The sequence below is a fragment of the Micromonospora sp. CA-248089 genome, from assembly GCF_050948515.1.
Taxonomy (GTDB): Bacteria; Actinomycetota; Actinomycetes; order Mycobacteriales; family Micromonosporaceae; genus Micromonospora.
The window spans coordinates 5,864,693-5,888,549 of the sequence record NZ_CP192016.1 but is presented as its reverse complement, the minus strand read 5'-3'; the positions used below and the strand labels follow the sequence as shown (position 1 = coordinate 5,888,549).

Genomic DNA, 23,857 nt, shown 5'->3' with positions numbered 1-23,857 from the left:
GGAGGTTCGACGTATGTCGCAAGGACACCACCTCCCCAGCGGGTGGGTGACCTTCGTGTTCACCGACATCGAGGGCTCGACGCGGCTGGCCCGGATGCTCGGCCCGGTCTACCGCCCGGTCCTGCACGAGCACCGGCGGCTGCTGCGCGACACCCTGGCCGGCACCGACGGAGCCGAACTGCTGACCGAGGGCGACTCGTTCTTCCTCGCGTTCCCCGACGCCGCCGCCGCGGTCCGTGCCTGCCTGACCGCGCAGCGCGCGCTCGCCGGGCACGAGTGGCCCAACCCGGACGCCACCCCGCGGGTACGGATGGGGCTGCACACCGGCTACGCCGAGCCCCGCGACGGCGAGTACGCCAGCCCGGAGGTGCACCGGGCCGCCCGGGTGGCCGCCGCCGCGCACGGCGGGCAGGTGCTCTGCTCGGCCGCCACCGCCCGGCACGCCGACCCGCTGCCGGACGGGGTGTCCCTGCTGGACCTCGGGCTGCACCGGCTGCGCGGATTCGACGACCGGGAGCGGCTGTTCCAGCTCGTCGCGCCCGGGCTGGAGCGGCGGTTCCCGCGTCCGCGCACCGCCGACGCGACAGCGCACAACCTGCCGACCCAGGTCACCACGTTCGTCGGCCGGCAGGCCGAGCGCGCCGAGCTGGGGCGGCTGGTCGAGGCGTACCGCCTGGTGACGGTGCTCGGCGCGGGCGGCGCCGGCAAGACCCGGCTGGCGGTGGAGCTGGCCTCCGGAATCGTCGAGGACTACCCGGACGGTGTCTGGTTCGTCGACATCGCCGCGGTGACCGATCCGGGGCTGGTGGCGTTCGAGATCGCCGCCGTGCTCGGCCTCCGCCCGGAGCCCGGCCGGCCGATGGTCGACACCCTCGTCGAGTACGCGGCGCCGCGCCGGATGCTCGTGCTGCTCGACACCTGCGACGCCCAGACCGCGGCGTCGGCCGAGGTGATCAGCCGGCTGCTCGCGGGTGGCCGGGGGGTGCGGGTGCTGGCGACCAGCCGGGAGTCGTTCGGCGTACCCGGCGAGGTGGTGTGGCGGATACCGCCGCTCTCGGTGGACGAGGGACCCGACGGCGGGGGGAGCGACGCGGTGGCGCTGCTCCTGGACCGTACCGCCGTGGCCCGGGGCGGACGGGCGCCGGAGCCGGCCGAGCAGGCCGACCTGCACCGGGTGGTACGCCGCCTGGACGGGCTGCCGCTGGCCATCGAACTGGCCGCCGCCCGGCTGCGGGTGCTCTCCGCCGGGCAACTGGCCGAACGGCTGGACGACATGCTGGGCACGCTCGACGCCGGGCGGGAGACGGCGGAGCCGCCGCCGGTGGAGGCGGGCTGGAGCGGCAACCAGCAGGACACGGTGGACCTGGTGGCCGCCGCGACCGGTGCTGCCCCGCCCACCCCCGCGAGCCGCGCGGTGCAGCGTTCGGCGAGCGAGCGGCACCTGACGATCCAGGCCACTGTGACCTGGTCGTACCGGACGCTCGGTGCGCGCTCGGCCCGGCTGCTGCGCTGGATGGCGGTGTTCGCCGGCCCGGTGGACCTGCCCACCGTGCAGTGGCTGCTCGACGAGGACCCGCTCGACCCGCTCTCGGTGCTGGTGGACAAGTCGATGGTGCTGGCCGAGCCGCACGCCTCCGGCAGCACCTACCGGATGCTCGACCCGATCCGGGCGTACGCGGCCCGCCGGCTGGTCGAGGCGGGTGAGGAGCAGAGCGCCCGGGACCGGCACGTCGCCTGGTGCCGGCACGCGCTGGACCGGGCGCACCTGGGACCGGACGGCCGCCCGGTGACGCTCTCCCTGTACGCGCTCGACCCGCTGGCGAACGAGTTGCGGGCCGCGTTGCGCTGGTGCGCCACCGGTGGCAGCGCCCGCTCGGGCCTGTCGCTCGCGGGCGACCTGGACCAGTGGTGGCGGGAGCGCGGACTGGCCCGCGAGGGGCGGCTCTGGCTGTTCCGGCTCTACGGCCGGCTCGCCGAGACCGGCGAGGTGATGCCGGACGCGGAACTGGCCGCCGCGTACCACATGCATTCGCTGCACGCGGGCGCGGACGGCGAGTTCGGCGAGGAGCTGCGGTACTCGCAGCGGGCCGAGGCGGCCGCCCGGCAGTCCGGTGACCGTGGGCTGCTGGCCCGGGTGCTGGCCGGGCGCGCGGCGCCGCTCGTCGACATGGGACAGTTCGCCGAGGCGGAGCGGGTCTGTCGCGAGGTGATCGACTGGGCACTCGCCCAGGACGTGGTGGGGGACGCGCTGCTGGCCGTCTACAACCTCGCCGAGCTGCTCTGGCGCCGGGGCGCGCTGGACGAGGCGGCCGACCTGCTCGCCGCGGCCCGCCCGGTCGAGGCGTCCCGGCCGGCCGAGCGGGGCGGCCGGTCGGTGGACATGCTGCTCGGGATGGTGGCCCTGGCCCGGGGCGATCTGGTCGCCGCGCACGAGCACCTGCTGGTGGCGCTGCGCTCCCGGATGAGCCACGGCTACCTGGGCCGGGCCTGCGACACGATCAACGCGATAGCGGTGCGGTGCGCGCTGGCCGGGGACGCGCTCTCCGCGGCCCGGCTGTTCGGGGCGGCGCAGGCCACCCGGGCGAACCTTCGGGCCACGCCGGGGATATACGGCCCGTACTGGTCGGCCCGACAGACGGAGCTGCGCCGGGTGCTCGGCGACGAGGCGTTCGACGCCGCCTACGGCGCCGGGGCGGGACTGCGGCTGGACGAGGTGGCGGCACTGGCGCTGCACGTCGAGCACCCGGACCTGGCTGCCGACTCGCCCCGGTTCGGCGCGCGGACGCCGGGTTCCTGGCCGGCGTTCGAGCCGCGCAGCACGGCGGGCTGAGCGGGCCGGCCGCGCGCCGACGTGCGGACGCGGCGGATCGACCGGCCGGGCACGGCGGGGAGCCCGCCGGGCGGCGGACTCCCCGGTGCGGTGCGTCAGGCGAGGGCGGCGCGGCGCTGCGCGTCGGCCTTCATCCGGGCGGCGCGGTCGAGGTCGGCCTGCGATACCGCGGCGACCGAGCCGAAGACGCTCACCGCCTGGTAGTAGGTCCAGGCGAGGCTGTAGCAGGCGGGCCGGACCACCGCGGTGTACGTGGCGCAGACCCGCTTCAGGTCGGCGTAGAAGGCGTTGTCCAGGCGGGACTTGCTGGACGAGAAGACGCCCATCGCCTTGTGGTTGCGGTAGCCGAAGTCGTGCCGGTAGCAGGAGAGCTTGAAGTTGAACCCGATCGGGTTGTCCGGGCTGGACGAGCAGTAGTCGGTGGACCAGTCGAAGCCGTACTCGGTCCAGGGCGCCCGGTTCTGCCGGGCGCTGTTCCAGGCGTTGTAGCTGGACGCGCTGGTCTGCGTCCAACTGGTCAGGACGGACAGCTTCTGCTGGGTGCTCACCGCGGCGGCGGCCGGTGTGGCCAGGCCGAGCAGTGTGAGCAGGGCGAGTGTTCCGGCGGCGAGGGTGGTGGCGAGGCGACGGGACACGGGAACCTCCGCGGGGTGGTGGCCGGGATCTCCGGATGTCGACAAGTGTCGATCAAGCGGGTGAGCTGGGGCGATGCCCCGGGAGGCGGCTCGCTGACATCCGCCCAAACAGACGAATGCCCCCGGGCCGGCGAGGCGGCCCGGGGGCATCCGGCGAATCAGATCAGCGGACGAAGCGCGGCGGGCTCGCCGGGCTCTCGTTCGCCAGCCGGTCCAGCGCGGTCACGTAGTACGTGTACCGGGCGCCGTCGGCCGCCGTCGTGTCCACCCAGGACTGGGCGGCGCCGTCGGTGGCTCGGACGGTGCCGACCAGGTGGGAGGCGTCCGCGAAGTCGCAGCGCCCGGCCAGGCCGTGCCCGTCGAACCGGTAGATCGCGTACGACGCGGCGGTGCCGAGCGGGCCCTTGCCGTCGGCCGGCTGCCGCCAGCTCAGGCGTACACCGTCCGCCTCCCGCTGGGCCTTGGTGACCACCGGGAACAGCAGCGGCTTGCGCGGCAGGTGCGTCATCGTGGGCACCAGCGCCGGGCGGGAGTAGTGCTCGGCCGCGTAGATGTCGGTGGCGCCGAGCCGGTTGGCCCGCACCTGCACCGCGGAGAAGTGCACGTTGCCGAGCACCTCCGGGTACGACCGGTTGAGCGTCAGGTGGTTCGACAGCTCCTGCGGGTTCATCCAGAACGATCCGTACGCCGGGTCACCGCTCTTGTAGTCGGCCTGGCCGATGTAGAGCTGCACCCGCGTACCGCGCACCTGCTCGGCCCACCACGGGACCAGCCGGGCGTAGTCGGCCGCCGGGTACTGGCCGATGTACCAGTAGAGCTGCGGCACGATGTAGTCGATCCACTCCTCCTTGACCCACTTGCGGGAGTCGGCGGAGATGATGTCGTACGACTGCGAGCCGGTGGTGTCCGAGCCGTTCGGGTCGGCCGACGCGTTGCGCCAGATGCCGAACGGGCTGACGCCGAACTTCACGTACGGCTTCACGGCCTTGATCTTGGCGTTCATCTCCTGGATCAGGAGGTTGATGTTGTCCCGCCGCCAGTCGGCCTTGTCGGTGAAGCCCCTGTTGTACGCCGCGAACGTGGCGTCGTCGGGCACCTGGTAGGTGCCGCTCGGGTACGGGTAGAAGTAGTCGTCGAAGTGCACGCCGTCGATGTCGTACCGCTTGACCGCGTCCATCATCGCGGTCTGGACGAACTCGCGGACCTCGGGGATGCCGGGGTTGTAGTAGAGCCGGCTGCCGGCGACGCCGGCGGGCGGGTAGGCGAAGACCCAGTCGGGGTGCTGGCGGGCCGGGCTGTCCGGGGCCAGTTGCGACAGGTCGGCGCCGGCGCCGCCGGGGGCGGGCATCGAGACGCGGTACGGGTTGAACCAGGCGTGGAACTCCAGGTTGCGCTTGTGCGACTCGTCGACCAGGAAGGCCAGCGGGTCCCAGCCCGGGTTCTTGCCGCGTACGCCGGTCAGGTACTCCGACCACGGCTCGTACGGCGAGGGCCAGAACGCGTCGGCGGTCGGGCGGACCTGGACCACGACGGCGTTGTGGTTGAGCTTCTGGGCCAGGTCGAGCCAGGCCAGATATTCGGCCTTCTGCTTGGCCACCTGGTCCGGCGCGGTCCAGGAGTCCTTGCTGGGCCAGTCGATGTTCGTCACCGAGGCGATCCACATGGCCCGGAACTGGCGCTTGGGGGTGGCCGGGTCGGTGACGCAGTCGGTGGAGGGGGAAGTGGTCGTGCCGGTGTCGCCGGGGGCGGCCTGCGCGGGCGTGCCGGCGACCAGCGTGCCGAGCAGCGCCGCGGCCAGCGCGGCGGCTCCGAGCCGAGTTGCCTTCATGCGGTGCGGTCCCTTCGTCGGGTCCGGGGGGACGGTCGGCGGCGAGGGCTCCACGGCAAGATTCGCCGCGCTGCCCAGGCCACCGGTAGAAAACTTTCATCTATCCGTGCTCGGCGCAAGACCCCGGCCGGTGATCGATGTCCCGCGCCGTCCGACTCGGCCGGATCGTGACGATTCCGAGACCTGCGGTGCGGGATTGGAGCGGAAAACGGCTGGGTAGCTAGCCCGGTCACAGACCGCCACCGTGGCGGCCACACGGCGGGGGAGGTGATCAGATGTCGGTCCTGCGTACCAAGCCGATCCAGGACGTGCTCGCCCAGGGCGACGCCGACGGCGAGGACGGCAAGCCGGGGCTGCGGCGCCGGCTCGGCGCGGTCGACCTGATGGGCTTCGGCATCGGCATCGTGATCGGCACCGGCATCTTCACGCTCACCGGTGTCGAGGCGCGGAACAGCGCCGGGCCGGGCGTGGTGATCTCGTTCGGCATCGCCGGCCTGGTCGCCCTGCTCGCCGCGCTCTGCTACGCCGAACTCGCCAGCAGCGTGCCGACCGCCGGCAGCGCCTACACCTACGCGTACGCGACCATGGGCGAGATCGTCGCCTGGATCATCGGCTGGGACCTGCTGCTGGAGTTCGCGCTCGGCGCGGCCGTGGTGGCCCGGGGCTGGTCCGGCTACCTCGCCGACCTGTTCGGCCTGCCCAGTGCCTGGTTCGCCGAGGAGGGCAGCGTCGTCAACCTCGGCGCCATCGGCATCGTGCTGGTGCTCGGCGTGGTCGCCATCGTCGGCATCCGCGAGTCGGCCCGGGTCACCAACCTGCTCGTGCTGGTCAAGGTGGCGATCTGTGCCTTCGTCATCATCGCCGGGCTGTTCTTCGTCAAGGCGGCCAACCTCACCCCGTTCATCCCGGCCGCCGAGCCGGCCGGGGCCGGGGACGACGGCATCAAACAACCGGTCACCCAGGCCATCTTCGGGCTGGAACCCTCCGTCTTCGGCTTCGTCGGGGTGCTCACCGCCGCCGCCGTCGTGTTCTTCGCGTACACCGGGTTCGAGGCCGTGGCGAACCTGGGTGAGGAGACCCGCAAGCCCAAGCGGGACCTGCCGCTGGGTCTGCTCGGCACGCTGCTCATCTCCACTGTGCTCTACATCGGCGTCTCGCTCGTCGTGGTCGGCATGGTCAAGTACACCGAGATCGACGAGGGCGCGCCGATCGCGTCCGCGTTCCGGGCGGTCGGCGCGGGCTGGGCCGCGGTGCTCGTCTCCATCGCCGCCGTCGCCGGTCTCACCAGCGTGATCCTGGTGGACCTGGTGGCCATGGGCCGGATCGGCTTCGCCATCGCCCGCGACGGGCTCATTCCGCCCGCCATCGCGAAGGTGCATCCGCGCTGGGGCACGCCGTACCGGATCGCCGGGATCATGACGATCGCGGTGGCGCTGCTCGCCGGCTTCCTGCCGCTGTCGGCGCTGGCCGACCTGGTCAGCATCGGCGCGCTCTGCGCGTTCACGCTGGTCGCGATCGCGGTGCCGATCCTGCGTAAGCGCCGCCCCGACCTGGAACGGCCGTTCAAGGTGCCGTTCTCGCCCGTGCTGCCGATCCTCACCGCGCTGGCGTGCCTCTACCTGAGCCTGAACCTGTCGGTGGAGACGTGGCTGCGGTTCCTCGCCTGGATGCTGCTCGGCGCGGTCATCTACTTCGGGTACGGCCACCGCAAGAACCGGCTCGCCCGTCGCGAGCACTCGGACACCCCCGAGCCCGCCCCCACCCCCTGAGGCGGGCGCCCCGAAGGAAGGGCCCCTTCTCAACGCCTGGCGTCAAGAAGGGGCCCTTCTACTACCGGAGGCGTTAACAGGGGGCCCTTCCTTACGTCATCCCTTCAGGCCGCTGCGGGAGACGCCCTGGATGACGTGCCGCTGGGCGAGCACGAACAGGATCAGCACCGGTACGCTCGCCAGCACCGCGCCCGCCATGATGACCGGATAGTCGGTCACGTACGCGCCCTGGAGCAGGCCCAGGCCCGCCGGCAGGGTCAGCCGTTCCGGGCTGAACAGCACGTACACCGGCCAGAGGAAGTCGTTCCAGTTGGTCAGGAACGACAGCACCGCCAGCGTCGCCAGGGCCGGCTTCGACAGCGGCAGCAGCACCCGGCGGAAGATCTGCCAGTGGTTCGCGCCGTCCAGCACCGCCGCCTCCTCCAGCTCGGCCGGGATGGAGAGGAAGAACTGGCGCAGGAAGAACACCCCGAACGCACTGGCCGCGCCGGGCACGATCACCACTGTCAGCGTGTCGATCCAGTTCAGCCGCTCGGCGATGATGAAGTTCGGGATGATCAGCGAGGTGGGCGGCAGGAACAGCGTGCCCACGATCAGCGCGAACAGCACCTTCCGGCCGCGGAACCGCATCCGGGCCAGCGCGTACGCGGCCATCGACGCGGTCACCAGCACCAGCAGCGTGTGCAGGGTGGCCGCGAGCATGCTGTTGACGAACCAGCGCAGCACCGGGTTCGCCGTGTTGTCGATGATCTGCTCGTAGCCGTAGGTGGAGAACGGGTTCGGCAGCCAGCCGGGCGGCACCTGCTGCGCGTCGTCGTACGTCTTCACCGACGTCAGCAGCATCCAGACCAGCGGGGTCACGAAGATCGCGGTGATCAGCAGCAGGACGCCGTACCGCGCCACCGCACGCATGTTCCTCATGTCGTACCCCTCAGTCTTCCCGGTAGCGGAACAGCCGGAAGTTGACGACGCTCACCACCGCGAGCATCAGCGCGAAGAACACGCTCATCGCGGCGGCCCGCCCGGCGTCGTAGTCCCGCAACCCCTCGTCGACGATCCGCCAGACCACGGTCCGGGTCTGCTCGCCCGGCGCGCCCTGGGTGATCAGGAACGCCTGCCCGAACACGTTCGCCGAGGCGAGGATCGTGGTGGTGAAGACGAACAGCATCACCGGGCGCAGGCCGGGGATCGTGACGTGGCGGAACCGGTCCCAGGCGCCCGCGCCGTCCACCTTGGCCGCCTCGTACAGCTCGGCCGGGATGTCCTGGAGACCGGCCAGGTAGATCACCGCGTTGAAACCGCAGGTCCACCACACGGTCACGCCGACCAGCGACACCCACGCCCACGGCACGTCGGTCACCCACGGCGTGTCCGAGGGGAGCCCGACCACGCCGAGCAGCCGGTTGACCAGGCCCAGATTGGCGTCCAGCAGGAACCGCCAGAGCAGGCCGATCACCGCCACGCCCAGCACGTACGGCGCGAAGAACGCGGCCCGGAAGAACGTCCGGCCGGGGAACGAGCGGTTGAGCAGCAGCGCCAGCCCGAGCGGGACGACCACGAGCAGCGGTACGGAGAACAGCGTGAAGATGCCGGTGGCCCGGACGCTCGACCACCAGTCCCCGTAGATCGCCGATTCGCTGGAGAACAGGTCCCGGTAGTTGCCCAGCCCGACGAACGGCCGGTTGGGCAGTTGCAGATCCCACTGGTGCAGGCTGATCCAGACCCCGAACAGGATCGGCGCCAGGCCGAAGACGCCGAACAGGATCAGGTACGGCGCGAGGAAGAGGTACGGCGTCGTCCGGCTGCCGCGTTCCGTCACGCCCCGGCGGCGGGTGGGCGCCGCCGGGGGCGGCGCGCTGTCACGCGCCGCCCCGGCCTCGATCACGTCCGCCACGGCGGATCAGTTCCCGTACTTCTTGCGGTTGTCCTCGAGCTGCTTGTTCGCCTTGGCCACGCCGTCGTCGAGCGCCTGCTTCGGCGACTTCTTGCCCAGCGCCGCCTCGTTGAAGGCGCTGTAGAAGGTCAGCATGGCCTCGTTGAGGCCCGGCACGGACGGCGGGAACGCCGCGTACTCCAGCTCGGGGGCGAGCGCGTTGACCTCGGTGAGCGCGGTGAACTCGCTGCTCTCGCGGACCGCCTTGCGGGCCGGCACCTGGCCACCCTTGGCCCAGTCCAGCGAGTGCTGGCTCAGCCAGTTGATGAAGACCTTCGCCCCGGCCGTCTTGTTCGCGTTCGCGGAGCGCTGCTTGACGATGGTGAAGTTGTGCGAGTTCGCCCAGGCGGCCTTCTGGCTGCCGATCTGCGGCAGCGGCGCGACGCCCCACTGCACGTTCGGGCTCTTCTTCAGGTCGTTGATCTGCCAGATGCCGTTCCAGGTGAACGCGTTCTTGCCGCTCTTGAACGCCAGGTAGTCGGCGTCCTGGCCGACGTTCGCCGGGGAGTGGCCCTGTTTGGTCATGTCCACCAGCCAGGTGCACGCCTCGACCGCCGGGTCGGAGTTGAACGTCGCCTTCGCCACCTCGGCGTCGAAGAGCGTCCCGCCCCACTGGTGCAGCAGGCTGTAGAACGTCATGCCGCCGGTGAACTGGAACGGGCTGACCCAGAAGCCCTGGACGCCGGACTTCTTCAGTTCGGTCAACGCCGCGGTGTACTCGTCCCGGGTGGTCGGCGGCTTCTCCGGATCGAGGCCGGCCTTCTGCATGACCGCCTTGTTGTAGTAGAAGCCCAGCGGGTGCATGTCCAGCGGGATGCCGTACCGCTTGTCGTTGTAGAGGCCGCCCTTCCAGACCGTCGGGGCGAAGTCGCCCTCGCTCAGCTCCAGGGCCTTGGCCACGTCGTCCAGTTCGGTGATCGTGCCGCGGGCGGCGAACGTGGCGAGCTGGTCCATGTGCATGACCGCGATGTCCGGGCCGTTGCCGCTGGAGACCGCGCCGGGCAGCTTGCTGTAGTAGTCCTCCCACTGGTACGTGATCACGCTGACCGCGATGTTCTGGTGCTCGCCGTTGAACTGCTGGACGAGCGTCTTGAAGATGTCGCCGTCGCCGCCGGTGAAGCCGTTCCACAGCTTCAGGTCCACCTTCGGGCCGGTGTAGTCCTTGCCGCCGTTGCCGGACGCGCCGGAGCTGTCGGAGCTGCTGCCGCCGCCGCAGCCGCTCAGCGTCAGCGTGGCCGCCGCGCCGAGACCGAGGCCGAGCCCGAGCAGGTGCCGCCGGCTCATCTCGTTCTGGATCATGGGTACTCCTTGGGGGACGGGATGGAGTATTGCCTGGTCACAGCGCCGGCACGAAGCGCAGCAGGTTCCAGGAGGTGGCCGGCAGCAGCACGGAGACCCGGCCGCCGTCGACAGTGGGCGTGGTGAGGTCCCGGGGCATGACCCGCTCCGGGTCCGCTTCGGTGTTCGTGGCGTCCGGGTCGGTCCCGGCCGCCACCGTGGTGTGCGCCTCGGCCCGCAGGCCGGGCAGGCCGCGCAGGTCCAGGTCGAGCGGAAGGTCCTGCGAGCTGCGGTTGACCGCGAACACGGCCAGAGCGCCGGTCTCCTCGTCGTGCACGGCGACGGTGTCCAGCGCCGGCACGTCGCCGTATCGGCGGGTCTCGTAGGTCGGGCCGGTGGGCTCGGTCCGCAGCACGGTGCCGCGGGCGTACCGGGCGGTCAGGGCGAACGGGTGGAAGATGCTCTGCCGCCAGGCCGGGCCGCCGTTGCGGGTACGGATCGGGGCGATCACGTTGGCGAGCTGCGCCTGGCAGGCCACACCGATGCGGTCGGCGTGCCGGAGCAGGGTGATCAGCAGGTCGCCCACGACCACCGCGTCGACGGCCGTGTAGTCGTCCTCGATCAGCGCCGGTGCCTCGACCCAGCCGCGCCGGTCCAGGTCGGACTGGAGGCGGGACTGGTACCAGACGTTCCACTCGTCGAAGGAGATCTTCAGCTTGCGCTTCTGCCGCAGCTTGGCGCCCACGTAGTCGGCGGTGGCGACGACCTCGGTGATGAAGGCGTCCATGTCGACGGCGGAGGCGAGCAGGCTGGCCCGGTCGCCGTCGGTGGGGTCGTAGTAGGTGTGGGCGGAGATGTAGTCGACGTGCTCGTAGGTGTGCTCCAGCACCGTCGCCTCCCACGCGGCGAACGTGGGCATGCCCCGGCCGGAGCTGCCGCAGGCGACCAGGCTGATCGAGGGGTCGATCATCTTCATCGCGCGGGCGGTCTCGGCGGCGAGGCGGCCGTACTCGTCGGCGGTCTTGTGCCCGACCTGCCACGGCCCGTCCATCTCGTTGCCGAGGCACCACAGCCGCACCCCGTACGGCTGCTCGGCGCCGTGCTTGCGGCGCAGGTCGGACAGTTGGGTGCCGCCCGGGTGGTTGGTGTACTCCAGCAGGTCGAGCGCCTCGGTCACGCCGCGGGTGCCCAGGTTGACCGCCATCATCGGCTCGACCCCGGCCTCGGCCGCCCAGGTCATGAACTCGTCGAGGCCGAACTCGTTGGTCTCGATGGTCTTCCAGGCCAGGTCGAGCCGGCGCGGGCGGTCGCCGGCCGGGCCGACGCCGTCCTCCCAGCGGTAGCTGGAGACGAAGTTGCCGCCCGGGTACCGGACCACCGACACGCCCAGCTCGCGGGTCAGGTCCAGCACGTCGCGTCGCAGACCCCGCCGGTCGGCGCTCGGATGCCCCGGTTCGTACACCCCGCCGTAGACGCAACGCCCCATGTGCTCGACGAAGGAACCGAAGATCCGGCGGTCCGCCGGCGCGACCCGGAACGCCGGATCGATCGTGAGCTGCGCGTTCGGCACGATGCCAACCTCTTTCTCGCTGCTGTTGCGGGTGACCGCGGTCACCCCGCTGTCACTGGTTTCTACAACGTTGTAAGCGCTCGTGTAAAGAGGTCGTTACGTCGTCGTGACGCGGTACAGTGCGGCCAGCGTTCACCGGAAGGAAGTGCAGTGCGGCACAGGCTCAAGGACGTCGCGGAGCGGGCCGGAGTGTCGGTGAAGACCGTCTCCAACGTCGTCAACGGCTACCAGCACGTGCGCGCCGACACGCGGGCCCGGGTCGAGGAGGCCATCGCCGCGCTGAACTACCGGCCCAACCTGTCGGCCCGCAACCTGCGCAAGGGGCGTACCGGGGTGATCGCCCTGGCCGTGCCCGAGCTGGACATCCCCTACTTCGCCGAACTGGCCCGGCACGTCGTCACCGCCGCCGCCGACCAGGGCTGGACCGTCCTCATCGACCAGACCGGCGGCGGCTCCGAGCAGGAACGCAAGGCCGCCAGCGGCATCGGCGACCACATGATCGACGGCCTGATCCTGAGCCCGCTCGCACTCACCGCCGACGACCTCGCCGCGCTGGCCGGCCTGCCCATGGTGCTGCTGGGCGAGCGGGTCGACCACGGCCCCGCCGACCACGTCATGATCGACAACGTGGCCGCCGCCCGGGAGATCACCGCCCACCTGATCGGGCTCGGCCGCCGCCGGATCGCCGCGATCGGCTCCCAGCGCACCCCCGAGGGCGCCAGCGCCCGGCTCCGCCTGGCCGGCTACACCGCCGCGCTGACCGAGGCCGGCATCGCCTACGACGACCGCCTGGTGGCGCCCGCGCCGGCCTGGCACCGCGCGGACGGCGCCGCCGCCATGCGGCACCTGCTCACCACGGGGGTACGCCCCGACGCCGTCTTCTGCTTCAACGACACGCTCGCGCTCGGCGCGTTGCGTGCCCTGCACGAGATGGGCCTGCGCGTGCCCGAGGACGTCGCGGTGGCCGGCTTCGACGACATCGAGGACGGTCGCTTCTCGATCCCGACGCTGACCACGGTCGCCCCGGACAAGGAACGCATCGCCCGTCTCGCGGTCGAGTTGCTGGCGGGCCGCCTGGGCCCCGACCGCGATGCCCCACCGCGTGAGCTGGTGGCCCCCCACCACCTGGCCCTCCGCGAATCCGCCCCCCTCTAGCCCTCTTCTTGCGCGTCGATCATGAAGTTGACGGCGATGTCGATCTCCTTTAGTGCCGCCAACTTCATGATCGACGGGGTGGGTGCGGGGTGGGTCCGGGTGGGTTCGGCCCGGTCGGGGGTCAGTCGAAGAAGCGGGCCAGATGGGACGCGGGTGGGGGTGGCGCGTCCGGGGGCAGGGGAGTGAGGTCGGCGAAGATCGACGCGCCGTCGCAGCCGACGTGCAGCGGATACCAGCGCGGCGTACCCGGTGGACGCTGACCGCAGATGCCCTTGAACGTCTGCACGTCCAGCAGGCGTACGTGGGTCGGGTCGGCCACCGCGTTGACGTGCCGCCACCAGGGGCTCATCACGTGCAGGACGCCGCCCGGACGCAGCACCCGGTGGCACTCGTCGAACAGCGGCAGGAAGTCGATCAGGTGCTCGACGATGTGCACCGCGAAGAAGACGTCCACCGAGTCGTCGCGCAGCGGCAGCAAGCCGGCCAGGTTGGCGACCGCGTTCACCCCCGGCGCCGGATAGATGTCCAGCCCCAGGTTGCCCGGCCACTGCTTGGTGGCACCGCAGCCCAGGTCGACCACCACCGGCGCCCGCCCGGCCACGGTGACCCGGCACCAGACCCCGAGTACGCCGGACAGCCGGCCGATCAGCTCCCGTACCAGCCGTAGCTGATCCGCATCTGCGACCTCACCGGTCAGGTGCGCCACCCCCCGGTCGAAGCGCACCTCGACCGCCGTTCCGCGCAGCCGCTCGTCGTGCCGGACCATGTCGGCCCACGCCTCGGCGAGGAAGCCGTCGGTCTGCCGGAGTCGCTCACCCGCAAGCGCGGTCTGCCCCATCGCCACCATGCGCCACCTCCGGCGGCCCGTTACCCCCATTTCGCCCCCATATGCCCCCGTCAGCACGCCCCCTCCACCGCGCGGGCGCAGGCGCCGCCGACCCGGGGCCCGGCAGCCGCCCCTCCCTGCCCAGCCGCCCTCGCCGTCCCCGCCCCGCCTCGCCCGGCCCGCACCCCGCCCGACCCGCCCGCGCTTCGCCCGGCCCGCCCGCGCTTCGCCCGACCGGCCCGCGCTTCGCCCGACCGGCCCGCGCTCCGCCCGACCCGCCCGCGCTCCGCCCGACCCGCCCGCGCTCCGCCCGCCCCGCGCCCGCCCCCAGCCCGCCGGCCCAGCCGTCCGCCCCGCCTGTCGCCGGTGATCAAGGAGTTTCTGTCACCGGTCGACACCCTCGAGGACACAAACTCCTTGATCACCGGGACTGCGCCTGAGGTCTTGGAAGATTTCGGCCCCTATGGGGGCACTTTCCTTCCAAGATCTCCCGCGGCTCGGGACGCGGCGCTGATCAAGGAGTTGGTGCTGGCACCAGCGGCGTGGATGGACCCAAACTCCTTGATCGGGCGAGGGGCCACCCGGACCCACCTCGTTGATCAAGGAGTTTGTGTCTTTGTGGGCCCCGGATCGGACACAAACTCCTTGATCACGGCCGGTCTCGGGTCGGGTTGTGCGCGGAGATGGCGGGGGCCTGGCTGCGCCCGTCGATCATGGAGTTGTGGCCGGGGCAAAGCTCCCGAAAGGGGCATGCTAGGGGCCGCAACTGCAAGATCAGCAGGGCGAGGGCGCGGGGTGAGGGCGCGGGGCGAAGAGAGAGGGTCAGGGGGAGAGGGTTCGGCGGACTGTGCGGGAGCTCCGCATGCGCTGGCGGGGCTGCGCGGCGGCCGTCTTCGGGCGCTTGAGGTGGTAGCGGTGCAACTCGTTGTTGCCCGGCAGCGACGGGTCCTCGCTCATCGCGACCAGTTCCCAGCCCTGGTCACCGGCCCGGTTCAGGTGGGCCAGCGCGGTGTCGCCGTACGGCGTCACGTCGATCATGGAGCCGTCCGGGCCGTACCAGATGAAGACGACCTCCCACCCGGTGTCGGTGGTGGCGGCCTGGCGGCGGCGGACCAGCAGCGCGTACTCCCACTTGAGCATGCGCTCATTGTGGACCCGCGCGGGCGACTCGGCACGGATCAGTGTTCGGCGATCCGTCCGTCCGCCACGCGCAGCCGCCGGTTCACGCTCACCGCGTCGAGCATCCGCCGGTCGTGGGTCACCAGCAGCAGGGTGCCCGGGTAGCTCGCCAGCGCCGACTCCAGCTGTTCGATCGCGGCCAGGTCGAGGTGGTTGGTCGGCTCGTCGAGCACGAGCAGGTTCACGCCGCGCCCCTGGAGCAGGGCCAGCGCGGCCCGGGTCCGCTCGCCGGGGGACAGCGTCGCCGCCGGGCGCAGCACGTGGTCGGCGCGCAGCCCGAACTTCGCCAGCAGCGTCCGCACGTCCGCCGGGGCGAGATCAGGTACGGCGGCGCCGAACGCGTCGAGCAGCGGCTGGTCGCCGAGGAACAGTCCCCGGGCCTGGTCGACCTCGCCGACCACCACACCCGGGCCGAGCGCGGCGTGCCCCTCGTCCAGTGGCAGCCGGCCCAGCAGCGCGGCGAGCAGGGTGCTCTTGCCGGAGCCGTTCGCCCCGGTGATCGCCACCCGGTCGGCCCAGTCGATCTGCAGGTCCACCGGGCCGAGCGTGAAGCCGCCACGGCGTACCACTGCTCCTCGGAGCGAGGCCACGACGGCGCCGGCGCGGGGCGCGGCGGCGATCTCCATCCGCAGCTCCCACTCCTTGCGCGGCTCCTCGACCACCTCCAGCCGCTCGATCAGCCGGGCGGTCTGCTTGGCCTTCGCGGCCTGCTTCTCGGTCGACTCGGCGCGATACTTGCGCCCGACCTTGTCGTTGTCGGTGGCCTTGCGGCGGGCGTTCTTGACGCCCTTCTCCATCCACGCCCGCTGGGTGCGGGCGCGCGCCTCCAGGTCGGCCTTCGTGTCGGCGTACTCCTCGTACTCCTCGCGGGCGTGCCGGCGCGCCACCTCCCGCTCCTCCAGGTAGGCCGCGTAGCCACCGCCGTAGTGGTTGACCTGCCGCTGGTGCAGGTCCAGCTCGACGATCCGGGTGACGGTGCGGGTGAGGAACTCGCGGTCGTGGCTGACCACCACGGTTCCGGCGCGCAGGCCGGTGACGAAGCGTTCCAGCCGGTCCAGCCCGGCCAGGTCGAGGTCGTTCGTCGGCTCGTCGAGCAGGAAGACGTCGTACCGGCTGAGCAGCAGCGACGCCAGCCCGGCGCGGGCGGCCTGCCCGCCGGACAGGCCGGTCATCGGATGGTCCAGGCCGACGTCGAGACCCAGCTCCGCGGCCACCTGCGCGGCCCGTTCGTCCAGATCCGCGCCGCCGAGGTCGAGCCAACGTTCCAGAGCGTTCGCGTACGCGTCGTCGGCGCCCGCCGCCCCGGCGGTGAGCGCCTCGGTGGCGGCGTCCAGCGCGGCCTGCTCGGCGGTCACCCCGGTGCGCCGGGCCAGGAACTCCCGGACCGTCTCGCCGGGCCGGCGCTCCGGCTCCTGCGGCAGGTAGCCGACGGTCGCCGTGGGCGGGCTCAGCGAGACCGAGCCCTGCTCGCGGGGGACAAGACCGGCGAGGGTACGCAGCAGCGTGGACTTGCCCGCGCCGTTGACCCCGACCAGACCCACCACGTCGCCGGGCGCGACGACCAGGTCGAGGTCTTCGAAGAGGAGGCGGTCACCGTGGCCGGCGGTGAGGTCCTTGGCGATCAACGTGGCGCTCATCAGGGCACCGAGCCTACCGGCGGGCGCATCCGGATTACCGCGACCCGCGCTTGCGGCGGCACCGATCTGAGGGAGACTCACAGCCGTGGTGACCACACTGGCGATCGACTGCGGTGGCGGCGGGATCAAGGCCTCCGTACTGGATGCCGCCGGAACCATGCGCGCGCGGCCGCTGCGCGTGCCCACGCCGTACCCGCTGCCGCCCGGCCTGTTCGTCAAGACGCTGCTGGATCTCGGCGCCCGCCTGCCCACGGCGGACCGGCTCACCGTCGGCATGCCCGGCATGATCCGGCACGGCGTGGTGGTGGCGACGCCGCACTACGTGACCCGCTCCGGGCCGCGCAGCCGCGTCGACCCGGAGCTGGTGGCCGAGTGGTCCGGGTACGACGCGCGCACCGCGCTGGCCGAGGCGTTCGGTGTGCCGGCGCTGGTGCTCAACGACGCCGAGGTGCACGGCGCGGGCGTGGTCGCCGGGACCGGCTGCGAGCTGGTGCTGACGCTCGGCACCGGGCTGGGCAGCGCGTTGTTCGACGGTGGGACGCTGGCGCCGCACCTGGAGCTGTCGCACGCGCCGGTGCGGTGGAACACCACCTACGACACGTACGTGGGGGAGCCGGAACGGCGGCGCCTCGGCGACGCGTTCTGGTCCCGGCGGATCCGGCAGGTGGTGGACGGCCTGCGGCCGGTGTTCCGCTGGGACCGGCTGTATCTCGGCGGCGGCAACTCCCGGCTGATCCGGCCCGAGCAGGTGGCCCGGATGGGCGACGACGTGGTGATCGTCCCCAACACTGCCGGAATCGTCGGTGGTGTCCGGGCCTGGGACCTGATCGGCGGCCGGTACGACCCGACCACCTGATCTTTCGCCCCGCAGGAACACTCGCGCTCGCGCCGGTGTTGTGCCAGCGTCGGACCAAGGGCCTGGCGCGACACGAGGAGGTGGGTCGAGTGGATCTTCTGGCGGAGTACCGGCGGGCGACCATGTTCTTCGAAGCGGGTGACCCGACCGGAGCGGCCCGGCTGCTCGAACCGATCATCGAGGCCGAGCCGGACAACTCCTCGGTCCGGCAGCTGCTGGCCCGCGCGTACTTCCAGTCGGCCCAGCTCAACCGGGCCGAGGAGCAGTTGCGCGAGCTGGTCGACCGCGACCCGAGCGACCACTACGCGCACCACGTGCTCGGCCGCACGCTGGAGCGGATGAACCGGCCGGTGGACGCGCTGCGGCACCTGCGCATCGCGGCCGCGATGTACTCGACGAACACCGACTACGCCACCGCGCTGCGCCGAGTGGAGGGCAAAGTCGGTCGTTGACCGATGACGCGGAAGGGCAGCCCGGGCGGGCTGCCCTTCCGCGTACCTAGGATGGGACCGTGAAGCTCAAGCTCGACCTCCACGACATCTACAACAAGGGCCACGACATCGATCGTGCGCTGCGCGGGATCATGGACGAGGCGGTGGCGAAGAAGGCCACGCTCGTGGAGATCATCCCGGGTAAGGGGTCGGGCGCGCTCAAGAAGAAGGTGCTGCGTTTCCTCGACCAGAAGGACGTGAAGCAGCTCTACCACCGGGTCGAGAAGGACTCGAAGAACTTCGGCCGGCTGTTCGTCCACTTCCGCTGGAAGTAGAACCGGCGTGCCCCTTGACCTGCACGTTGGGTCGTTCAGAGGGGGCCGGAAGCAAGATCATGCCGTTTCCAGGCCGTCTAGGGGCTCGGGAGGGTCGTCGTCCTCCTGGTCCTCGCCTAGCGCCTTGTCGATGGCTCGCCGGGTGCGGTCCTCACTCGTTGGCAGCAGGTGCGTGTAGGTCCGGAGGGTGAAGCCCGGGTCCGCGTGCCCGAGGTACGCCGAGAGGGCCTTGATGCTCTCCCCGGCGTCGAGGAGCACCGAGGCGTAGGTGTGCCGGAGCACGTGCATCCCGTTGTGCCTGTCGTCCGGTGCGCCGGTCGCCCTGATCGCGGGTTTCCAGACGCCGGAGTTGAACATCGAGCGGGTGAGGGCCGTTCCGGCGGGCGTCGACAGGTACAGCTCGACGGTCCGCAGCTCGCCCGTCAGGCTGGCCCACGGGAGGCTGACCGTGGCCGGTGGGAAGTCGGCCACGTGCCGCTTCAGTCGGTCGGCTACCGACTTGGGTAGGGGCACCTCGCGGGACTTGCCGCCCTTGGGCGGCGCGAAGATGAGTTGACCGCGAACGAGCTTGATCTGACGAGTGACGTGCAGGATGGGGCGTGTGCCGTCCAGGTCCGTTGGACTGGCCCCGAATATCTCGCCCTGTCGGAGACCGCATCCAGCGCCCAGGTCGACAGCGACTCGATACCGCTCCGGCACGTTGTTCCGGAACGACGCGAGCCGGGCCACGGTCCACGGCACGACCTTTGTCGGGGCTGGCTTGGGTCGGCGGATGCTCTTGACGGAGAACGGGTTACTGACGATCTTCCGGTCATCGACGGCGGCGTTGAGGATCATCGACACGTCGGTGAAGAGGACTCTCCGGTAGCCCACTGACAACCCGGATTCCTGGATGCGGCGTGCCCACTCCCGAACGGTGGCCGGCTGAATGGACGCCAGCGGCCGGTGCCCGAGCACCGGGTATACGTGCAGTCGTAGTTCGTACTCGATGCGGTCGCGGGTCAACATGTCGGTCGTCGCGGCGGCGAGCCATTCGTCGGCATATTGCTTGAACGTGAGGCGACCGGCGTCCGGATCGACGTAGGTGCCCTTCAAGATGTCGGCCTGGACGCTGGCGAGGAACGTTTGCGCGTCGCGCTTCTTCTTGTCGGGGAAGGACTGCGACTTCTCTTTGCCGTCCGGGGCGATATAGCGGACCCGGTAGCGCATCCCCTGACCGCATTCGGGCTTCGGTTCCTGCCGGGACTTCCCATCGGCACCGACCACCGTCCGGTACCAACGGTCAACGATGTGAGCCATGTCAGGCCGCCGTGGACTGGTCAGCGAACCAGGAGCGCACCGCGTCGGGGTCGTAGCGCAGGTGACGGCCGACCCGGGCGGCTGGGGGACCGTACTTGCGTTTGCGCCACTGGTAAAGCGTCTGAACGGGAACCCGCAGGTAAGCGGATACGTCTTGGATCTCCCAGAGAGCTTCCGGGGCGGCGGGTGCGGTCATTGGGGCTCCTTCCTGGTGATGGTGATGTAGGCGCGGCTTTCGCCGCTGTAGCCGCCGGTGCGGGTGCTGGTGCGGCAGGTGACGCGTTCGCGCCCTCCGTGGTGGGCGACGAGCTGGGCCGCGATGGTGGCGGCGTGGGTGGTGACGGTGGCGGTCGGGCCGATGAGCCGGACCGCGACCAGGGGGCGGGGACGTGCGGGCATGCGTGCTCCTTCCGGGCCGGGTGGTGGGGGTGTTGCGTGCGCTGTGGAGTTGTCAAGGAACGGCTACACGTGGCGTTGACACGTACGTGTCAAGCGGCCAGGGGTCGGACCGCGCGAGCGGCGGTGAGTTCGTCGGCCAGGGCGTCGAGTCCGGCTTGGTATCGCGCGCGAGCTTGGGCGGCGGCGGTGTTGGCCAGTAGGGCGTCGCCGGTGCTGATCCAGCCGGTGGCGTGGTAGCCGAGTTCGTAGATGACCTGTTCGGCTTGTTCGTCGTCCCAGGTGTGGGGGTGGCCCTCGGTGCGCCGCCAGATGGTGCGCTGCATGCGGATGAAGCCGAGGGTTGCGGAGAAGGCGCGGCTCTTAGTGGTGATGTGGCCGCCGTAGCCGAACTGGTGCGCCCACCGGCGTAGCCGCTGGTAGTCGGGGTGTTCGCCGATGTCCCAGCACGCGCGGATGAGGCGGCCGAGGTGGGTTGCCGGGTCGCCGTGGACGTCGACGGTGAGGTCGTCGACGCGGCGTAGGTTCAGGCCGGTGACTTCGGTGCTCTTGGTGACGTACTTGGCGATGTAGCCGGTGATCTGGGCGAGGTTGACCTCACCGCCGGGGGCGTTGACGTGCTTGACGTCGAGCCCCTTGTCACCCCAGGCGATGTGCCATCCCTGGCCGCCGTTGGCGGGGTGGCCGGCGGAGGTGTAGGAGGTCTTGACGAACGCCGTCCGGGCCGCCTGTTCGAACATGTCCCGGGTGATCTGGCGGGATGGTGGGACGATCGCGCCGGGGCAGTCGGGGTTATGGCCGTCGAGCCGGATCAGCGCGTGGTAGTGCACCACGCCGCGTACCTGGAACTCGTAGACCTTGATGTAGCGGCGGCGCAGCTCGACACCGTGAGCGCGGCCGAGGCGGCGCAACTCGCGGTCAACCTGTTGGATGGTGCGGCGCCACAGTTCCGGTGCCTCGTGGTTCCACACGACCTGCCCGTCGTGGTCGTAGCAGTCCAGGCAGAACGGTTGCCCGAGGTGGCTGTCACCGGCCTTGTGCCGGGCGGTGCAGCGCAGTTCGACACCGTGAGGGCAGACGCGGCCGAACGGACGGCAGATATCCGCGCGGCAGGTGCAGCCGTCCTTGCGGCGGCAGTCCGCGGCGTGGACCTTGACCGTCCGGTGGTGCACCGGCCCGAACGACGGGGCGGTGGCGGTGAGGAAGATGGCGATGTGCTCGTGCAGCGGCGGCAGTCCCCACCGGTCGCCCTGTAGCCCGGCCTTGATGAGGTGGTAGGTGTCGCGGCGATAGACCTCGGCGCAGGACGGGCACACGGCGGCGCGGCGGTTGCCGCAGGGGGTGTAGATCGCACCGTCGGGCATGGTGTCGGTGTCGATGGTGACCATGCGGTTGCCGTCACGGTCGTTGACGTGGATCTGCCCCGCCAGCCGGATCGGGTGCTTGCACGCCGACGCGGCGCGGACGTGGCCGAGCCAGTCGGCGTAGTCGGGATCCTGTGCGCGGGCGCGGCCGGAGGCGACGGTGCGGGGATCGTGGCCGCGCACCCAGCCGTCATCAGCGCGGCGGGTGGAGGTGGGTACAGCCCAGGGCCAGTGGCCGGTGTCTGCGTCGGCGGAGGCTCCCGTACCCGGGACCGTAGTGGTCCCGGGTGCGAGAGGCAGCGTCGAGGAGGTCACGCGGTGGCTCCCACGGCAGTGCCGTTGTGGGTCTTGTCGTTGATGGTCGGTGGGTTGTGGAGGGCCGTCAGGAGGTCGGCGGCTGTGTGGGTGGGCACGCGCAGTCGCACGGCGAGCTGGCCCGGGTTGATCGGTTCACCGTGGGCCTTTTCGTGCGCGGCGGCGACGAGCCGGGCGTTGGACAGCAACGCGGGCGGCGGGCCGGTGGTGACCGGTGCCGCAGGTGCCGGGATCGGGTCCGTGACGGTGTCCGGGGTCGGCTCGACCGTCGTCGGGGTGTCGGTGTCCTCGGTTGGGGTGGGCAGGTTGACGGGTTCGATAGGACGCGAATCGGTGTCGGTGTCGGGTACGGGGTTGGTGGCCGGGGTCGCGGCGGCCGGGCGGACCAGCGGCGAGGCGGGGATGTCGGATGACGGGGCCTCGGCGGTGGTGGCCGGCGCAGGTGCCGGGACGAGATCAGTGGGCCGGGTGGTGCGGTTTCCGGTGGCGAGTAGCGCGGCGGTGGCCATGAGCATCAGGCCATCCACGGCGAGGGGACCGAACCAGACGACGAGGGTTTCCTCGTTGTAGTGGTCGAGCAGTCCGGACAGGTGCCGATAGGACACGAACGCGGCGACCAGGGCCACGGGCGGCAGCCCGACCCAGCGCAGAACGTTCCAGCCCCAGCCGGTCGGCCAGGGCGTACGAGCAAGGATCTCAATGGCGATGAACAGGAACAGCGGCCACACGACCGCAGAGACCACCGCACCGGGTTCCGGCGACCAGTCGGCCGGGGCGTCCTTCGGGGCGATGAACGAGTGGGCGATGTTCGCGGCGACGGAGACGACTCCGCCGGAGAACGCGCCGATGTAGGCGTAGACGCGGCCATTCTTCTTGGCAGTCATGACGCCGCCTTGGGGTCGGTAGTGCGTTGCTCGGCGTGTATGCCGGTGAGTCCGGCGCGGATCGCCTCGCAGGTGGCGCAGGGGTCGCCGTGACCGGCGGTGCAGTCGGTGAGGTGGGCGTCGCGGATGATGCGGATGGACTCGGCGTAGTAGCCGGACAGGAACGATTCGAAGGCCAGCGGGCCGCGCTCGGCGAAGTCACCGGCGATGGCGGTGACTGTGTAGTCGTCGGGAGTCATGCGCTGCTGGGCGGCGACATTGACGAGTGAGTCGGTCATCGGGCACCTCCTGGGGTGCAGTCGAGGCATGCGCCGGTACCGCGGGGGATGTAGTAGGGCTTGACCTGGCCGCAGTCGGGGCAGGTGCGCCGGGCGGTGAGCGCCTTGTCGATGGCCGCCATCTGGGCGGCGGTGGCGGTGCGCTTGGGTTGCGCGAGGTCGAGGCGGTAGAGGTAGGCGACGCGCTTACCGCGACGCCACAGGATCTGCGCGGCGGGATCCTGCCCGCCGGGGCGAAGGTCGCGGGCGCGGAGCTGACGGCGGGTCAGCAGGTCGCCGGGAGCGAGCTTGAACGGGTAGGTGGGCAGGCCGTAGCGCTCGCCGGTCGGGTCGTAGAACACCATCGGGTCGTCGTCCTCCTGGTCGTCGTCGGCCGGACCGCCGGCCGGGGTGCCGGTGGCGAAGGTCGGGTGTTCGTAGGTGTCCCGGTCGATGTCCTCGGGCAGGAACGCCGCCGAGCACACGGCGCAGACGATCGGCCCTTCTTCGAAGGCCGTGACAGCGATGCGCAGCTTGCGGGGGCACTCGCATTCACACGAGACGCCGTTGTTGTTGTTCGTGCGCTGCTTGCCTTCCCCGGTGGGTTCGGGGTGGCGGTAGAAGCGCAGCGCTTCGGTGAGGTCGGTGATGACGGCCCGGTAGCGGGCGCGGGTGATGTCGGTGAGGGTGCAGGGGGAGTAGCCGAGCTTGTCGTCTTTGGTGGTGGACATGCCGAGTTCGGCGGCCAGGGTGGCGAAGCGCTTGTTGTGCCAGCGGCCCTGCCGGGAGGTGTCCTGAATGCCCCGGACGTCGGCCAGGGCGTGGGTCGCTTCGTGCAGGAGGGTGGTGAAGACGGCTTCCGGTTCGCGGGACAGCCCTTCACCGGAGATGAGGATTTCGGGGAGTTGGGTGTCGCCGTGCTGCCAGCGCAGAGCGGCGAAGTGGCCCCACTTCATGCCCTGGTTGGGCTTGGTGGGCGAGCCGGAGCCGACGACGAGGACGACGGCCGGGATCTCGGTGTGCTGGGCGCGGATCGCAGCCCACGCGGATTCGAGCGCGCCGACGAGCGCGGCGGTGGAG

General features: G+C 71.2%; 22 protein-coding genes. 6 read left to right on the top strand and 16 right to left on the bottom strand.

From position 1 onward, the window contains the following. The first annotated feature begins 13 nt into the window (after window positions 1-13). A complete protein-coding gene (locus ACQP26_RS27585; protein ID WP_269703903.1) occupies window positions 14-2,830 on the top strand; it encodes an ATP-binding protein in 2,817 nt (938 codons plus the stop codon). A 95-nt stretch (window positions 2,831-2,925) separates the two neighbouring features. Here the strand turns inward: ACQP26_RS27585 and ACQP26_RS27580 are convergent, their stop codons facing one another. Continuing rightward, window positions 2,926-3,465 carry a phospholipase gene (locus ACQP26_RS27580; protein WP_281579686.1) on the bottom strand — a complete coding sequence of 180 codons (540 nt, stop codon included), beginning with the start codon at window positions 3,463-3,465 and terminating at the stop codon, window positions 2,926-2,928. Between the two features lie 163 nt (window positions 3,466-3,628). After that, window positions 3,629-5,293 (bottom strand): glycoside hydrolase family 10 protein, encoded by a 1,665-nt coding sequence (locus ACQP26_RS27575; RefSeq protein WP_433494367.1) that lies wholly within the window; start codon window positions 5,291-5,293, stop codon window positions 3,629-3,631. A 275-nt stretch (window positions 5,294-5,568) separates the two neighbouring features. Here ACQP26_RS27575 and ACQP26_RS27570 point away from each other — a divergent pair, with 275 nt between their 5' ends. Further along, on the top strand, window positions 5,569-7,062 hold the full coding sequence (locus ACQP26_RS27570) for an amino acid permease (protein ID WP_269703906.1): 1,494 nt from the start codon (window positions 5,569-5,571) through the stop codon (window positions 7,060-7,062). A 96-nt stretch (window positions 7,063-7,158) separates the two neighbouring features. Here ACQP26_RS27570 and ACQP26_RS27565 read toward each other — a convergent pair whose 3' ends face one another. The 4 genes from ACQP26_RS27565 to ACQP26_RS27550 are packed head-to-tail and all read right to left on the bottom strand — an operon-like array spanning window position 7,159 to window position 11,843. After that, window positions 7,159-7,983, bottom strand: coding sequence for a carbohydrate ABC transporter permease (locus ACQP26_RS27565; protein ID WP_269703907.1), 825 nt, complete (start codon window positions 7,981-7,983; stop codon window positions 7,159-7,161). Between the two features lie 10 nt (window positions 7,984-7,993). Continuing rightward, window positions 7,994-8,956 (bottom strand): carbohydrate ABC transporter permease, encoded by a 963-nt coding sequence (locus ACQP26_RS27560; RefSeq protein ID WP_433494366.1) that lies wholly within the window; start codon window positions 8,954-8,956, stop codon window positions 7,994-7,996. A gap of 6 nt (window positions 8,957-8,962) precedes the next feature. Then, window positions 8,963-10,294 carry an ABC transporter substrate-binding protein gene (locus ACQP26_RS27555; protein WP_269703909.1) on the bottom strand — a complete coding sequence of 444 codons (1,332 nt, stop codon included), beginning with the start codon at window positions 10,292-10,294 and terminating at the stop codon, window positions 8,963-8,965. A gap of 37 nt (window positions 10,295-10,331) precedes the next feature. Further along, window positions 10,332-11,843: an alpha-N-arabinofuranosidase gene (locus ACQP26_RS27550; RefSeq protein WP_433496209.1), complete on the bottom strand. Its 1,512-nt coding sequence runs from the start codon at window positions 11,841-11,843 to the stop codon at window positions 10,332-10,334. A 150-nt stretch (window positions 11,844-11,993) separates the two neighbouring features. Here ACQP26_RS27550 and ACQP26_RS27545 point away from each other — a divergent pair, with 150 nt between their 5' ends. Next, entirely contained in the window at window positions 11,994-12,998 is a 1,005-nt protein-coding gene (locus tag ACQP26_RS27545; protein WP_433494365.1) for a LacI family DNA-binding transcriptional regulator, read from the top strand. A gap of 121 nt (window positions 12,999-13,119) precedes the next feature. Here ACQP26_RS27545 and ACQP26_RS27540 read toward each other — a convergent pair whose 3' ends face one another. The 3 genes from ACQP26_RS27540 to ACQP26_RS27530 all read right to left on the bottom strand — a co-directional run bounded on the left by ACQP26_RS27540 (window position 13,120) and on the right by ACQP26_RS27530 (window position 16,640). Then, complete coding sequence (locus ACQP26_RS27540; RefSeq protein ID WP_433494364.1) at window positions 13,120-13,845, bottom strand: methyltransferase domain-containing protein; 726 nt, start codon at window positions 13,843-13,845, stop codon at window positions 13,120-13,122. An 801-nt stretch (window positions 13,846-14,646) separates the two neighbouring features. After that, the gene (locus ACQP26_RS27535; RefSeq protein WP_281579691.1) at window positions 14,647-14,964 is read right to left on the bottom strand and encodes a hypothetical protein; all 318 of its coding nucleotides are present in this window, start codon (window positions 14,962-14,964) and stop codon (window positions 14,647-14,649) included. Between the two features lie 38 nt (window positions 14,965-15,002). Continuing rightward, the gene (locus tag ACQP26_RS27530; protein ID WP_433494363.1) at window positions 15,003-16,640 is read right to left on the bottom strand and encodes an ABC-F family ATP-binding cassette domain-containing protein; all 1,638 of its coding nucleotides are present in this window, start codon (window positions 16,638-16,640) and stop codon (window positions 15,003-15,005) included. Window positions 16,641-16,725: 85 nt separating this feature from the next. On the opposite strand from ACQP26_RS27530, the gene ACQP26_RS27525 reads away from it, so the two are divergent. From ACQP26_RS27525 to ACQP26_RS27515, 3 genes are all read left to right on the top strand, one after another. After that, the gene (locus ACQP26_RS27525; protein WP_350816906.1) at window positions 16,726-17,496 is read left to right on the top strand and encodes an ROK family protein; all 771 of its coding nucleotides are present in this window, start codon (window positions 16,726-16,728) and stop codon (window positions 17,494-17,496) included. A gap of 89 nt (window positions 17,497-17,585) precedes the next feature. After that, window positions 17,586-17,948, top strand: a complete 363-nt coding sequence (locus ACQP26_RS27520) for a tetratricopeptide repeat protein (protein ID WP_018787684.1) — start codon at window positions 17,586-17,588, stop codon at window positions 17,946-17,948. A 59-nt stretch (window positions 17,949-18,007) separates the two neighbouring features. After that, entirely contained in the window at window positions 18,008-18,262 is a 255-nt protein-coding gene (locus ACQP26_RS27515) for a Smr/MutS family protein (RefSeq protein WP_013288724.1), read from the top strand. Between the two features lie 57 nt (window positions 18,263-18,319). Here ACQP26_RS27515 and ACQP26_RS27510 read toward each other — a convergent pair whose 3' ends face one another. From ACQP26_RS27510 to ACQP26_RS27480, 7 genes are all read right to left on the bottom strand, one after another. Continuing rightward, on the bottom strand, window positions 18,320-19,561 hold the full coding sequence (locus ACQP26_RS27510) for a tyrosine-type recombinase/integrase (RefSeq protein ID WP_433494362.1): 1,242 nt from the start codon (window positions 19,559-19,561) through the stop codon (window positions 18,320-18,322). Between the two features lies 1 nt (window position 19,562). Then, window positions 19,563-19,757, bottom strand: coding sequence for a helix-turn-helix domain-containing protein (locus ACQP26_RS27505; RefSeq protein WP_114918897.1), 195 nt, complete (start codon window positions 19,755-19,757; stop codon window positions 19,563-19,565). After that, window positions 19,754-19,960, bottom strand: a complete 207-nt coding sequence (locus tag ACQP26_RS27500) for a hypothetical protein (RefSeq protein WP_433494361.1) — start codon at window positions 19,958-19,960, stop codon at window positions 19,754-19,756. The genes ACQP26_RS27505 and ACQP26_RS27500 overlap by 4 nt, the downstream gene beginning before the upstream one ends. An 89-nt stretch (window positions 19,961-20,049) precedes the next feature. Continuing rightward, window positions 20,050-21,504, bottom strand: a complete 1,455-nt coding sequence (locus ACQP26_RS27495) for a replication initiator (protein ID WP_433494360.1) — start codon at window positions 21,502-21,504, stop codon at window positions 20,050-20,052. 128 nt (window positions 21,505-21,632) lie between these two features. Further along, a complete protein-coding gene (locus ACQP26_RS27490; RefSeq protein ID WP_433494359.1) occupies window positions 21,633-22,520 on the bottom strand; it encodes a hypothetical protein in 888 nt (295 codons plus the stop codon). After that, window positions 22,517-22,798 carry a hypothetical protein gene (locus tag ACQP26_RS27485; RefSeq protein WP_433494358.1) on the bottom strand — a complete coding sequence of 94 codons (282 nt, stop codon included), beginning with the start codon at window positions 22,796-22,798 and terminating at the stop codon, window positions 22,517-22,519. The genes ACQP26_RS27490 and ACQP26_RS27485 overlap by 4 nt, the downstream gene beginning before the upstream one ends. Continuing rightward, complete coding sequence (locus tag ACQP26_RS27480; protein ID WP_433496208.1) at window positions 22,795-23,142, bottom strand: RRQRL motif-containing zinc-binding protein; 348 nt, start codon at window positions 23,140-23,142, stop codon at window positions 22,795-22,797. Before ACQP26_RS27480 ends, ACQP26_RS27485 begins: the two co-directional genes overlap by 4 nt. Between the last annotated feature and the right edge of the window lie 715 nt (window positions 23,143-23,857).